Annotated in this window: 10 protein-coding genes; 6 read left to right on the top strand and 4 right to left on the bottom strand. The window is 71.9% G+C overall.

Annotated features, from left to right (window positions below; genetic code table 11):
- Positions 1-15 precede the first annotated feature (15 nt).
- From VF697_RS10705 to VF697_RS10695, 3 genes are read left to right on the top strand one after another with little or no spacing between them, the layout of a single operon-like run.
- Entirely contained in the window at positions 16-1,413 is a 1,398-nt protein-coding gene (locus tag VF697_RS10705) for a hypothetical protein (protein WP_331093925.1), read from the top strand.
- Entirely contained in the window at positions 1,410-2,078 is a 669-nt protein-coding gene (locus VF697_RS10700; protein WP_331093923.1) for a hypothetical protein, read from the top strand. The genes VF697_RS10705 and VF697_RS10700 overlap by 4 nt, the downstream gene beginning before the upstream one ends.
- 12 nt (positions 2,079-2,090) lie before the next feature.
- Entirely contained in the window at positions 2,091-3,461 is a 1,371-nt protein-coding gene (locus VF697_RS10695) for a M50 family metallopeptidase (protein ID WP_331093922.1), read from the top strand.
- On the opposite strand, the gene VF697_RS10690 is transcribed toward VF697_RS10695, so the two are convergent.
- On the bottom strand, positions 3,458-4,660 hold the full coding sequence (locus VF697_RS10690) for a peptidase C39 family protein (protein ID WP_331093920.1): 1,203 nt from the start codon (positions 4,658-4,660) through the stop codon (positions 3,458-3,460). The two genes, VF697_RS10695 and VF697_RS10690, sit on opposite strands and share 4 nt — an antisense overlap.
- 137 nt (positions 4,661-4,797) lie before the next feature.
- On the opposite strand from VF697_RS10690, the gene VF697_RS10685 reads away from it, so the two are divergent.
- The 3 genes from VF697_RS10685 to VF697_RS10675 all read left to right on the top strand — a co-directional run bounded on the left by VF697_RS10685 (position 4,798) and on the right by VF697_RS10675 (position 10,149).
- Positions 4,798-5,256 (top strand): response regulator, encoded by a 459-nt coding sequence (locus VF697_RS10685; protein WP_331093918.1) that lies wholly within the window; start codon positions 4,798-4,800, stop codon positions 5,254-5,256.
- Entirely contained in the window at positions 5,253-9,029 is a 3,777-nt protein-coding gene (locus tag VF697_RS10680; RefSeq protein ID WP_331093916.1) for a protein kinase domain-containing protein, read from the top strand. Before VF697_RS10685 ends, VF697_RS10680 begins: the two co-directional genes overlap by 4 nt.
- A 148-nt stretch (positions 9,030-9,177) precedes the next feature.
- Entirely contained in the window at positions 9,178-10,149 is a 972-nt protein-coding gene (locus tag VF697_RS10675) for an ADYC domain-containing protein (protein WP_331093914.1), read from the top strand.
- 14 nt (positions 10,150-10,163) lie between these two features.
- On the opposite strand, the gene VF697_RS10670 is transcribed toward VF697_RS10675, so the two are convergent.
- The 3 genes from VF697_RS10670 to VF697_RS10660 form a co-directional block, all read right to left on the bottom strand.
- Positions 10,164-10,862, bottom strand: coding sequence for an RNA pseudouridine synthase (locus VF697_RS10670; RefSeq protein ID WP_331093912.1), 699 nt, complete (start codon positions 10,860-10,862; stop codon positions 10,164-10,166).
- Positions 10,859-12,220: a pitrilysin family protein gene (locus tag VF697_RS10665; protein ID WP_331093910.1), complete on the bottom strand. Its 1,362-nt coding sequence runs from the start codon at positions 12,218-12,220 to the stop codon at positions 10,859-10,861. Before VF697_RS10665 ends, VF697_RS10670 begins: the two co-directional genes overlap by 4 nt.
- Positions 12,221-13,282: pitrilysin family protein (locus VF697_RS10660; protein ID WP_331093908.1), on the bottom strand; the 1,062-nt coding region annotated here is incomplete at its 5' end.

The raw sequence follows: 13,282 nt of genomic DNA, 5'->3' as shown, positions 1-13,282 counted from the left end.
TAAGTCCCCTCACGTATGCGAGTGCCGCTCCTGCCCCTGCTGTTGTTGATCGCCCTGCCGCTCCTGGCGGAGGCGGCCCCCTTCCCGGTGACGGCCGCCCCCGCGCGGGTGGTGCTCGGCCGGGACACGACGGTGGTGGTGCAGGTGCAGGTGCCGCGCGGCACGCCCCCGCTCCGGGCCATGGCGTCCACGGGCAGCCTCCAGCCGCTGCCCGCCACCGCTCCGGGTGTCTACGCCTACCACTGGGTTGCTCCGGACATCCGCTATCCGCTCCTGGCGGTGCTGGCCTTCTGGGTGGACTCGCCCACCGCTCCGCCCGAGGTCACCACCGTCCACATCCCCCTGTTGGGCCGCACGACGCTGGACGTGGCCACGGACGTGGGGGCCGGAGCCCAGGTGGTGGTGCAGGTGGCCGACATGCGCTTTGGCCCCGTCACCACCAACCGCAAGGGCCGCGCCCAGGTGCAGGTGGAGGTGCCTCCCGGAGTGCGCGAGGCCCGGGTGCTGGCCACCGCCAAGGGGCGGCAGACCGATCGCACCGCCCGGCTCGACGTGCCTCCCGAGCGGCCCCTGCTCGCCCTCCTCAGCCCCGACGTCCTCCCGCCGGACACGGGCGGGTGGTTGCTCGTCCTGGGCGAGGCCCCTACCCCGCTCGCGGAGCTGGAGCTGCAGGTGCAGGGCGGGAGCGTGGAGGCACTGCCCGAGGCGCCGGGCGTGTTCCGCGTGAAGCCCGAGCCCTCGGCGAGCGCCGTGGTGGTGGATGCCCGTCGGAAGGATGGGACCGCCGGAGCGCGGATCATGGCCCCAGTGTCGGCGCCCATCGTCGCGCACGTCGCCCCGCCGGAGCCTCCTCCCGCGCCGGTCGTGGTGCCCGTGGCGCCAGCCTGGTGGGCGCCGTGGCTCCAGCGCGAGAACCTGTCGCTCCACCTGCTGGCCGGAGGCTTCTTCGCGGGCGGCGACAACCTCGGCCCGCTGGCCTCGGTGGGCATGGGGTATCGCCTGCCTCCGCTGGGCGGCCGGTTCACGCTGGAGGCCGAGGTGGGGCTGCGCCGGTCCACGAGCCAGCCCCTCATCCCGGAGCTGGGGGCGCTGAACGCGCGCATGGTGGCCGTGCCGCTGCTGCTCTCCGCCCGGGTCCTCGCCTTCGAGCGCGGTCCCCTCTCGCTCTACGGCCGCGCGGGCGCCGGGATGATGCACTTCGAGCAGGAGACGACGAGCGAGTTCTTCCCCGGTGCGAACACCGAGTCGGGGAGGACGTTCACGGGCTTCCTCGGCGCCCAGGCGGCCTGGAACCTCGGGGTGGTGAGCGCCCTGGTCGAGCTGCGCGGCAGCTTCGCCGACGCCGAGACGACGCAGATCAAGGCCCGGCCCGGCGGCCTGTCCCTCTGCGTGGGAGTGAGGTACGCGTTATGAGAAAGGTCCTGTCGACCCTGCTCGTGGCGCTGCTGTGCGCGTGCGAGCCCGAGAAGCCCTCTTCACCGTCGGAGCTGCGCATCCTCTCCATCGCGCCCACGCAGCAGAGCGCCGCCGAGGCCAAGACCGTCACCGTGGAGCTGGATCTGGATCCCCGCTTCCTCGTGGACTACAGCGCGCAGACGGCACGGCTGCTCGACCAGCCGACCCTTCAGGTGGGCTCGCAGACGGTGCCGCTGGAGCGCTACCTCGGCGAGGGCCGTTTCGAGGGCACCGTGCCCCCGGGCCTGGGCGTGGGCACCCACGACATCCGGGTGTCGCTGCCGGACGGGCGCGAGGCCACCCTCGCCCAGGCCTGGCGGGTGCGGCCCTCCGTCGGCTTCTGGGTCGAGTCCATCGGCCCCCAGATCCAGGACCGGCCCTTCATCGTCACCATCCATGCCTCGGGCACGGACGCGGAGCAGTTCGAGGGGACGGTGACGCTGAGCATCCTGTGGTTACAGGGCAATGCTCCCTCCACCCGCTTCCAGAGCGGCCCCTTCGCCAACGGCGTGCGGCGGCAAGAGCTCGAGATCAACACCCCCGGTAACATCCTCCTCCGCCTGGAAGACGAGGAAGGAAGAGAGACCTATTCCAATGCGTTCCGGGTGGACCCGAAGCACTGAGTCACGAGGCACATGAGCACGGATTCCTCTCCCCCCTTCTCCTGGCACTTCTCGCTCGGCCGCATCCCGGTCGTGATCGAACCAAGCTTCTGGCTGGTGACGGCCCTCTTCGGGATGGTCGGAGCCCGGGGCGTGCCCCAGATCCTCTCCTGGGTGGGCGTCTGCTTCGTGTCCATCCTCATCCACGAGCTGGGACACGCGCTGGTGTCCATGAGCCTGGGCAGCGGCTGGGCGAGCATCCGCCTCTATTCCATGGGCGGCCTCTGCTACCACCAGGGCCTGAGCCGCTGGCGGAGCGTGGCCGTCGCCGCCGCCGGGCCCCTCGCGGGCTTCCTTTTCGGTGGCATCATCCTGGCCGTCAACCACCTGGCTCCCCCGCGCAGCCTGATGACCTTCGTCATCTTCCGGGATCTGATGTGGGTGAACTTCGGGTGGGGCATCATCAACCTGCTGCCAGTGCCTCCGCTGGATGGAGGCCACGTGGCGGGTGGCGTGCTCGGGCCCACCCGGCAACGGATCGCCCTCTGGCTGGGCATCATCACCTCCGCCGGCGTGGTGCTCCTGGCCCTCAGCTCCCGGATGTTCTACGCCGCCTTCATGTTCGGCTTCATGGGCTACGGCTGCTACCAGGCCCTCTCGACAACGCGGGATCTCAAGCCCCTCAAGCCCGTGAAGGTCGCGGAGCTCGAGCCGGACGCGCTCGCTCGCGCCTGGCAGGCCCTGCGCTCCGGCAACGAGACCGAGGCGGCCCGGCTGGGGCACCTCGCGCTGTCGGCGGCGAAGCCGGGTCCGGAGAGCAACGCGGCACGGGATCTGCTCGCCTGGGTGTCGCTCACCGAGGGCAATGCCCGCGCCGCTGTGTCCCACCTGGAGAAGGTGGAGCCGCCCCAGGCCGCGCGTCCCTTCAGTCTGGCCATGGCGTTCAACGCCCTGGGCATGCCGGATCGCGCCCTGCCCCACGCGCTGGCCGCGGTGGAGAAGGAGCCCTCGGATCAGGCCGCCGCGCTATCGGTGCGCCTGCTGACGAAGGCCCAGCGGCTGGACGAGGCCGAGCGCATCGCCCGGGAGTTCGCCTGGAAGACGCCCGCCATGCGCAACGCGCGGCTGGCGGACGTGGCGTCGGCCCGGGGTGACTTCGGCGCGGCGGCGGAGTTCTACGCCACCGCCTTCGAGGCCGCGGGGCGCGCGGAGGATGCGTACCAGTCCGCCTGTCACTACGCGCGTGCCGGCCACGTGGAGCGGGCCACGGACTTGCTCGAGCGCGCGCTGAAGGCGGGTTACGACGACTTCGAGGCGCTCGGCCAGGAGCCCGCGCTGGCCGAGGTCCGTTCCGTCCCGGCGATCGCCGAGCAGCTCGCCCAGCGCAGCCGGGGCGCGGCCTAGAGCGCGGGCACCGGCCAGCCGGCGGGGTAGTTGAGGTAGGCCGTGCCGGCGGAGGCCTTCAGCCACAGGGGCTCAAACTCGGAGCGCAGGTAGGTGCGCTGCACGGCGGCGTCGCTCGCGGCGGCCGGATCGTTCACCACCGGGTTGCCGGACGCGTCGAAGCCCACCACCACCATGAGGTGGCCAGCGCTCGAGGCGATGGGCGCTCCGGTGAGCTCCCCGCTGCCCCACGAGATGCTGACGATGACGGGGACGCCCGCGGCGATCCACGGCTCGAGCTGGGCCAGGGTGGTGAAGCGCGTCACGTGGGACTGGAGCCCCTTGGTGGCGGCATAGGCGGTGTTGAAGGGCCAGTTGCCGTGGCCCTTGAAGACCCAGTCATAGACGCCGCTGACCGCCGCGCGCACGTGCGGCTCGCAGGCGCCCGTATCCCCCGCCCAGTAGCGGAGCACCATGGCCGTGGAGGTGGGGCTGCACCAGACCTGACCGCCATCCGGGTAGACCATCTGCGAGCACTCGGGCACGGCGAGCACCTGGTTCCAGAGGGCGGGATTGCCCACGGAGCCGACCGGGCTGCGCTCCGGCGAGGTGGAGGCGGTGACGGCGCTGGCGCGCACGCGCGGCAGGGCGATGCCATCCGCGCTGAAGAGCCGCACCTTCACCTGGAAGGCAGTCGGCGAGGCCTTCTTGTTCGTGACGACCAGGGTGTCGATGCCCACGTAGGCATTGGTGTCCGACTGGGAGCCCGCCGAGTGGCGCCGCACCGTCGTGCTGTCCGCCGCCCACACGCCCAGGTTGTACCACTTGGTCCACACGCCGGAGATCTGCGCGCGGATCTGCGTCTCCACCCAGGTGCCAGCGGGAGTCTCGGCCTCCCAGGAGGCGATGGCCTCGCGGAAGCCGAAGCCGGCGGCCATCACGGGGCTGGTGGCCTCGCCCACGCGGAAGCTGCCCCCGTTGTAGAAGTTGCCGCCGTTGTAGGCGCCGGGCGCATAGGGATCCGTCCCGACCGGGGCCGTCTGGGGATCCAGCTGCAGCGAGCCCTCCGCCGTGAGGCTCACCCCGCTGCGCTGCCACGAGGAGAAGTCGCCTCGGCTCCCCTGCCAGCGCACGAAGGAACTCTGGCCCGCGGCTGCCACCGCCGGCACCAGCGCAAGAGTGACGACCAACGCGAGGACACCCGTTCTGAAGCTCCGCATGAACCACCTCCTGACTATCGAGGGGTTCCTTGCTTACTCGTCTTCCAGGAAAATATGAAAATGATTCCCGGGGGCCTTCCCCGCCAGGCGGCCAGTGTCCAATACCCGAGATTGCTGCCAGAATGGGGCGGCCCCCTATGACGGACGCCGCCCGCAAGCTCCCTCCGCCCGAAGTGCCCGACGCGGAAGAGGCCCCCCCTCCTGAGTCCCTCAGTGTCCTCGTGGTGGATGACTACGACGACGCCCGCGAGATGTACGCCGAGTACCTCGAGTTCCTCGGCTACCACGTCCAGACGGCTCGCGACGGCCAGGAGGCCGTCGACTACGCCCGGGAGCACCACCCGGACGTCATCCTCATGGACCTGTCGCTGCCCGTGCTCAGCGGGTGGGAGGCCACCCGGCAGCTCAAGGAGGACGAGCGCACCCGCGACATCCCCGTGATGGCCCTCACCGGCCACGTCCTCCCCATCCATACCGAGCAGGCCCGGGAGGCCGGCTGTGATGCCTTCCTCGCCAAGCCCGCCCTCCCGGACACGGTGGCCGACCAGATTCGCGTCCTCCTCCAGAAGGCGGGAGGCAAGTCGCGCGTCCGGTGAACGCCAGGGCCAACGCTCCCCACGAGGGCTGGCACCCACCGCGGGAGTTCGACGAGTACCGGGTGCTGCGGCCCCTCGGGCGTGGGCGCACCGGGCGCGTCTACCTCGCCCACGACACGCTGCTCGACCGCGCCGTGGCGGTGAAGTTCATCCCCGCGCTCGATAACGACGTCCTCGCTCGCTTCCTCATCGAGGCGCGCGCCACCGCCCGCATCCAGCACCCCAACGTCGCCACCCTCTATCGCGCGGGTCAGTTCGAGGGGCAGCCCTACCTCGTCTCCGAGTACGTCCGCGGCGTCTCCCTGGACCGGCTGCCCAGGCCCCAGCCTTGGGAGCGCGTGCTGGACATCGGCATCGACCTGGCGCGCGGGCTCGCCGCTGCCCACCGCCGCAACGTCCTCCACCGGGATCTCAAGCCCGGCAACGCCATCCTCGAGGAGTCCGGCGAGGTGAAGCTGCTGGACTTCGGCCTGGCCAAGCTGCTCGACGACGTGCCGGGCCCGGCTTCCGACGCCGCGCCGGACGCCGTCCCCGACGAGAGCCCCGCTCCTCCGGACGTCGAGCTGCCCTCGCTCACCCACGGCTCCCTCGTGGGGACGCCCTACTTCATGTCCCCCGAGGCCTGGCGCGGAGAGCCGGGCTCGGTCCGCTCGGACCTCTACTCCCTGGGGGCGGTGCTCTACGAGCTCGCCGCCGGCCGGGGCCCCTTCCGCCACGTCCCCGTCCAGGAGCTGCGCCAGGCCCTCCAGGCCGAGGAGGCGCGTCCGCTGTGCGAGGCCGCTCCGGAGGTGGAGCCCCGCTTCGCGGCGGTGGTGGAGCGTGCCCTGCGCCGGGAGCCCACCGAGCGCTTCGCCTCCGCCGACGAGCTGCTGGAGGCCCTGGAGGACTTGAAGGCCGGCGACACCGCCGCGCGCATCCCCGAGGGCAACCCCTACCGCGGCCTGCAGGCCTTCCAGGAGGAGCACCGCGCCCTCTTCTTCGGCCGCCGGCAGGAGGTGCGCGCCGTGGTGGAGCGGCTGCGCGCCAGCCCCTTCGTCCTCGTCACCGGTGACTCCGGGGTGGGCAAGTCCTCCCTGTGCTTCGCCGGCGTGCTGCCCCTGGTGGTGGAGGGCGCGCTGGAGGACGGCTTCCAATGGAACGTGGCCCGCATGGTGCCCGGCCGCCGCCCCGTGGTCGCCCTCGCCGCCGCGCTCGCCCCCCACGTCCCGCTGGAGGAGGCCCGCATCGAGCAGCTCGCCCGCGCCGAGCCCGCCACGCTGCTGCGCGCCCTCCGCGCCTCCCTGGGCGGCGGCTCCCGCAGGGCGGTGATCCTCCACGTGGATCAGCTCGAGGAGCTCATCACCCTGAGCGAGCCGGCGGAGGCGGCGCAGCTCGCGGAGCTGCTGGGACAGCTCGCCTCGGGCATGCCGGGGGTGCGCCTGCTGGCCACCGCCCGCAGCGACTTCCTCACCCGGCTCGGCGTGCTGCCCGGCCTGGGCGAGGCCCTCTCGCGCGCCCTCTACCTGCTGCGCCCCCTGGGCCGCGCCGAGGTGCGCGAGGTGGTGACGGGCCCCGCGCGCGTCAAGGGCGCTCGCTTCGAGTCCGAGGCCCTCATCGGCACCCTGGTGGAGTCCACCCTGCGCGCCGAGGGCAGCCTGCCGCTCCTCCAGTTCACCCTGGCCGAGCTGTGGGAGGCACGCGATCGGGCCCGGGGCCTCATCCCCGCGGCCGCCCTGGAGGCCCTCGGCGGCGTCAATGGCGCGCTCGCCGGGTACGCGGATGGTGTCATCGACCAGCTCCTGCCGGATCAGCAGGGGGCGGCGCGGCGGCTGCTCATGCGGCTCGTCACGGTGGACGGCACCCGCGCCCGCCGCTCCGAGGCCGAGCTGCTCGGCCAGGAGCCGGCCTCGCGCGCCGCGCTGGAGGCGCTCATCCGCGCGCGACTGGTGGTGGCTCGCCGCTCCGAGGAGGGCTCCACCTTCGACATCGCCCACGAGGCGCTCCTCACCGGCTGGGCCCGGCTCGCCCGGTGGCTGAGCGAGGCCAACGAGGCGCGTCAGCTGCACGCCCGGCTGGAGCGGGCCGCCGCCGAGTGGGAGCGGATGGGGCGCTCTCGCGAGGCGCTGTGGGGGGCCCGGCACCTGGCCGAGGTGCGTCCCCTCACCCTGGAGGGCCTCTCGGTGCGCGAGGCCGCCTTCCTCGAGGCCTCGCGCCAGGGCATGCGTCGCGGCAAGCTGCGCACGCGTGCGCTCGCCGTGGGCTTCATCGCCTCGCTGGCGCTGGTGTACGCCGGCCTGCGGGTGAATGGCTGGTACACCCTGGAGCGGCAGGTGCGCGCCCAGCTCACCGAGGCCCAGGTCCGCCTGGAGCACGCCCGCGAGCGGCACGGCGCGCTGGAGCGGGCCCGGGCGGAGTCCTTCGCCCTCTTCGACGGCGGCAAGCAGCAGGAGGCCGGGCCGCGCTGGGCCGAGGCACTCCGGCTCCAGACGGAGACGGAGCGGGCCTATGCCCGAGCCAGTGACGCGCTGGAGAAGGCGCTGGTGCTCGACCCGGGTCGCGAGGAGACGCGGCGGGCCTTCCTGGACGTGCTCTCCGAGCGCGCCGGGCTCGCCGAGAGCACCTTCCGCCCCCGCGCTCGCGACGAGCTGCTGCAGCGCATGCGCCTGCATGATCCCACGGGCGAGCACGTGGCGCGCTGGGAGGCCCCCATGCGGCTGCACCTGCGCACCTCGCCCGCCGGGGCCACGGTGTCCCTGGCCCGCTACGAGTCCACCGAGGAAGGAGCGCGGGTGCTCGCTCCCGCCTCGTCCCCGGGCCGGACTCCGCTGGAGGGACTCTCCCTGGAGCGCGGCACCTGGGTGGTGGAGCTGAGCGCCCCCGGGCGGGCTCCGGTGCGCCACCTGCTGCGCGCCGAGCCCGGTGCCGAGCGCACCGTGGAGCTGGCCCTGCCGGAGACCTCCCGCGTCCCCGAGGGCTTCGTCTACGTGCCACGGGGTACCTTCCTCTCCGGCACCGCCTCGGACGAGGACATCCGCCAGTTCTTCGACACGGCGCCCCTGCACGCGGTGGAGACGGGGCCCTACCTCATCTCCCGCACCGAGGTGACGTACGGCGAGTACCTGGCGTGGTTGGAGACGCTGCCCGAGGAGGAGCGGACACGCCGCACGCCCCATGGCACCACGGTGAACACGGTGAGCGCCGAGGTGGAGCTGAAGCGGCTGCCGGACGGGCACTGGCACCTGCGCTTCCAGCCCAACTCGGTGGCGTACGAGGCGCGCGAGGGAGAGCCCATCCGCTACACCCCGCGCTCGCGGCAGGTGGAGCAGGACTGGCGGCGCATGCCGGTGGGCGCCATCGACTACACGGATGCGAAGGCCTACGCGGCGTGGCTGGCCCAGACGGGCCGCGTCCCGGGCGCGCGGCTGTGCACGGAGTGGGAGTGGGAGCGGGCCGCCCGGGGCGCGGACGAGCGCGAGTTCCCCCACGGCGACACGCTGCTGCCCCACCAGGCCAACTACGACGAGACGTACGGCAAGGAGGGCGCCAGCTTCGGACCGGACGAGGTGGGCCGCCACCCCGAGTCGCGCAGCCCCTTCGGTCTGGACGACATGGCCGGCAACGTCTTCGAGTGGATGGACTCCGTCCTCCAGCCCGGCCTCCCGGTGTCCCGCGGCGGCAGCTACTACTTCGCCTCCAGCACTGCCCGCATCCCCAACCGCGAGACGCCCGAGCCCGGCTTCCGGGATCTCAACGTCGGTATGCGCCTGTGCGCGGATGCGCCCGCCGCCCCCTGAGTGCCCGGCAGCGGACACCGTCCGCGTCCACCCGACGACATCCGCCTCGCCCTCCAGTGCCAAGGTGCTCCCCACTCACGTAGGAGTGGGGCTCGAGGCCGTTCCACCCCCCCCAGCCTCGGGACGGCCCCTTCCCCCCTGGAGTCCCATGCGCCCGTCCTCGCTCTGCTTCTGGCTCGCCGCTACCCTGTCGCTGTCGGCCTGCGCCAACTCCCTCGCCCCCGAGGAGCTGGCCCCCCGCTCCTTCACCCAGGCCCCGCTGACGGTGGACAACGGCAAGGACCTCAACGGCAAGGATCTCAACGGCAAGGATCTCAACGGCTCCGACCTGTCGAAGTTCATGGTGAGCGTGAACTTCAACCCGGCGAAGAAGGGAGGAGCGACGCTCGATGACGCGTGGCTCGAGGGCACGACCTTCTATGGCCACAAGGGCAGCAACATCTACCTGGGCGAGGAGTTCGTCGGCGTCGAGTTCCAGGGCAACCTGGGCGATGGCAGCACGGTGCCGGTGCGCATTACCGGCATGAACCCGGCCCCGGTGCCCAACGAGGACGTCCTCCTCTACAGCCTGGAGTACCGCGGCACGGACGGTGTGTGGCGCCCGACCTGCCAGGACGCCGCCGGCAGCGCGATACAGGCCCTGCCCCTGGAGGGTGTGTGGGACTACCGCCAGGGCGTGGCGGGTGGCGGCTCGAAGACGAATGACTCGCAGCGCTTCACCTTCGCGTGCCTGGGAGGCGCCATCGCCAAGTGCGCGCTGTGGGGCTACCGGCCGTGGGCCAGCTACAACGGCACGCCGCTCGAGGCCTACCACCAGGCGTGCACGCGCATGGTGCGCGCCGACTACTGCGGCACCGGGCAGAGCTACACGAAGACGGGCAACCGCATCAATTTCTACGATGAGCTCGGCGTCCAGCAGGACAGCGCGGACTGGATGTTCGAGGCGGAGTGGGACGTCAACGGCGCCCGCTGCATCTACGCCCTCAACCGCACCAACGCGAGCCTGCCCTGCTTCGACTCGCGGGCGGACCTCCTGTGCGGCCAGCAGCTCAGCCAGAGCCGTGGGGCGCTGATGCGCAACGAGACGCCCGGCACCCTGGGCGTGGACCTGGGCCTGTAGCGCGGCCGAGGGCCTCAGCGGGCCGTGCGCAGCAGCTCCACGGCCCGCGCCATGTCCGCCGGCAGGGGGGACTCCAGCGCTCGCGCCTCCACCCCGGGCAGCGCTGGCAGCTCCAGCCTCGCCGCGTGCAGCGGGGTGCGCGCCAGCACCTCCTCCTCCCCTTCCCCGCCCAGCTCCTTCGCTCGCAGGGGCTCGTCCCGCCCGTACTGGTGATCCACCAGCAGCGGGTGCCCTTGCGAGAGCAGGTGCACGCGGATCTGATGCGTCCGGCCCGTGAGGGGCTCGGCCTCCACCAGCGAGGCCGCGGCGAACAGCTCCACCGGCCGCACCCGCGTGCGCGAGGGCTTGCCCTCCTCGCCCGGCCGAGCCACCCGCATGCGCCCCTTGCGCGCGGGCACCAGCGCCGCGTCCACCACCCGCGGCGCCTCCACCCGGCCCTCCACCAGCGCCAGGTAGCGCTTGTGCACCTTGCCGGACTCGAAGGCCATCGACAGCGTCCGGTGCTTCTCGGGCTCCAGGGCGAACACCATCACCCCCGAGGTGTCGCGATCCAACCGGTGCACCACGTACACCTTGCGCCCGAGCTTCTCCTCCAGCACCTCGCGCAGGGACGGCCCGCTGCCCTCGCCGCGCCCGGGGATGACGAGCATCCCCGCCGGCTTGTCCACCGCGAGCAGGCCCGCGCCCTCGAAGAGAACGCGGACGTCGCTCACTGGTAGTCCGTGGCGGGCACCACCGTCACGGGCCCCAGCCCCTTGAGCTGCTTCTTCACCTCCTCGGCGCGCCCCAGCACCACGATGAGCGGCGGCTTGGGGAAGAGGTACTTCGACGCCACCGCCACCGTCTGCTTCGACGTCACCGCCAGCAGCCGCTCGCGGAACTTCTCCACCCAGTCGTCCCCGAGCGCGTTGAGGTACATGTCGCTGATGACGGCCGCCACGGACTCGTTCGTCTCCGTGCGCAGCGGGTACAGCCCCGCCAGGTAGCGCTGGGCCTTCTTCAGCTCGGCCGCGGGAATGCCGCCCTCGCGCACCTTCGCCACCTCGGCGAGCGACACGTCGATGATCTCCCGCGTCTTGTCCGTCTTGGTGAAGGTGGAGATGCCGAACACGCCCCCGGCGCTCATCGTCTCGAAGTAGCTGTGGATGCCGTACGTCAGGCCACGCTCCACGCGCACCTCGTTCACCAGCCGCGAGGTGAAGCCCCCGCCCAGCGCGATGTTCATCGCCGTGGACGGGAAGTAGTCCGCATGGCCGATCCGGAAGCCCGGCCCGCCGATGCGCACCTGCGACTGCGTCTGCTCCGGCTTGTCCACCACCAGCACCCGGCCCGTGGCCACCGTGTCGCCCGGCGGCAGCTCCGCCAGTGACTCCGGCCCGCCCTCCCAGCCGGCGAAGGCCTTCTCCGCCTCCTCCCTCACCTGACTCGGGCTCACCGCGCCCACCACCGTCAGCAGCGCCACCCGAGGGCCCATCCGCTCCCGGTGGAAGCGCACCACGTCCTCGCGCTGGAAGGAGAGCACGTGCGGCGTGCTGCCCCCCACGTCGTGGCCGTACGGGTGGTCTCCCCACAGCGCCCGCGTTAAGGCGCGATCGGCGATCACCGACGGATCATCCAGGTCATTGGCGAAGCCCGCCAGCGCCCGCATCTTCGCCATGTCGAACTCGCGCTCGGGGAAGGCGGGCTCGCGGACGATCTGCCCCAGCATGGACAGCATGGCCGGGAAGTGCTCGGCGGGCGTGACGACGAAGAGCGACAGCAGATCCTCGTTGGCCCCCACCGAGAAGCTCGCGCCGACGAACTCGATCGTCTCGTCGATCTCGTCCGCGCTCAGCTTCGCCGTGCCCCGGCGCATCAGGCGCGCGGTGAAGTCCGCCAGGCCGTGCTTGTCCTTGGGATCCGTGGAGCTGCCGGCGCGGATGACGAGCCGCGCGGCCACCAGCGGCAGGGGCCCGCGCTCGGCGGCCAGCACCTTCAGCCCGCTGGAGGTGGTGCTCTCGTGGACTTCGGGCAGCGTCAGGGCCACCGGGGTGGGAGTCGCCTTCTTCTTGCTCGTGGCTCGGGTGGCCATCTACTCGACGTCCTTTCCGTCTGCGCTGTCTGCTCCGTCGGTCGTTCCATCCGCGGCGGGAATGAGCGTCACCACGGAGCGGCGCTCGGGCTGGAAGTACTTCGCGGCCACTTGCTTCACCCGCTCGTTGGTGGTGGTCGCGTACACCGAGGGCAGCGACAGCCCGTCCTGCCACGAGCCGAGCAGCATCTCGTAGTGGCCCATGGCGTGGGCGCGCCCGCTGTTGGTCGCCAGCTCCCGGAGGTGATCCGCGCGCAGGTTGTTCTTCGCCTTCTGCAGCTCGCGCTCCGTCAGGCCCTCGCTGGCCACGCGCGCCAGCTCCGCGTAGAGGGCCTCCTCCACCTTGCGCGGCTCCGAGTCCGGCTTGAGCTCCAGGTAGACGATGATCGCCCCCGGATCCACCCGCCAGCCCCAGTCCACCATCACCGAGATGGCCAGCTGCGTGTCGTAGACGAGCTTCTTCACCAGCCGGCTGCCCTCGCCCTTCGTCAGCGCGTACTGGATGATGTCCAGCACGAGCGTGTCCTCGTCGCGCGCCGCCGGGCCGCGGAAGGCGATCATCAGCGCGGGGGACTGGGCGGGGTGGCGCACCTCGGCGCGGCGCTCGCCCTTCTGCTCCGGCTCGGCGTTGAGCACGGGCTCGGGCGTGGGGCCCTTGGGGATGTCGCCGTAGTAGCGGCGCACCAGCGCCAGCGTCTTCTTCGGATCAATGGCCCCGCAGATGTAGAGCACCGCGTTGTTGGGCGCGTAGTAGGTGCGGAAGTACTGCTCGCAGTCCTTGCGGGTGATGTTCTCGATGTCCTTCATCCACCCGATGACGGGCCAGCGGTAGGCGTGCGCCTTCCACACGAGCGTGCCCAGCTCCTCGTCCATCGTCCCGGTGATGTCGTTGTCCACCCGGACGCGGCGCTCCTCCATCACCACCTGGCGCTCGCTGGTGAGGGCCTCGTCGTTGATGCGCAGCGAGCGCATCCGGTCCGACTCCAGGTCCAACACCGTCTCGAGGGCCTCGGCGGCGAAGTCCTCGTAGTACACCGTCATGTCCGTGGACGTGTACGCGTT

This window comes from Archangium sp., from assembly GCF_036388035.1.
Classification (GTDB): domain Bacteria; phylum Myxococcota; class Myxococcia; order Myxococcales; family Myxococcaceae; genus Archangium.
The sequence above is the reverse complement of the archived record's forward strand: the minus strand, read 5'-3'. Positions and strand labels throughout refer to the sequence as shown.

Coding starts and splice junctions, on each gene's coding strand:
- VF697_RS10705 (WP_331093925.1), top strand. CDS start 16: ATGCGAGTGCCGCTCCTGCCCCTGCTGTTGTTGATCGCCCTGCCGCTC.
- VF697_RS10700 (WP_331093923.1), top strand. CDS start 1,410: ATGAGAAAGGTCCTGTCGACCCTGCTCGTGGCGCTGCTGTGCGCGTGC.
- VF697_RS10695 (WP_331093922.1), top strand. CDS start 2,091: ATGAGCACGGATTCCTCTCCCCCCTTCTCCTGGCACTTCTCGCTCGGC.
- VF697_RS10690 (WP_331093920.1), bottom strand. CDS start 4,660: ATGCGGAGCTTCAGAACGGGTGTCCTCGCGTTGGTCGTCACTCTTGCG.
- VF697_RS10685 (WP_331093918.1), top strand. CDS start 4,798: ATGACGGACGCCGCCCGCAAGCTCCCTCCGCCCGAAGTGCCCGACGCG.
- VF697_RS10675 (WP_331093914.1), top strand. CDS start 9,178: ATGCGCCCGTCCTCGCTCTGCTTCTGGCTCGCCGCTACCCTGTCGCTG.
- VF697_RS10665 (WP_331093910.1), bottom strand. CDS start 12,220: ATGGCCACCCGAGCCACGAGCAAGAAGAAGGCGACTCCCACCCCGGTG.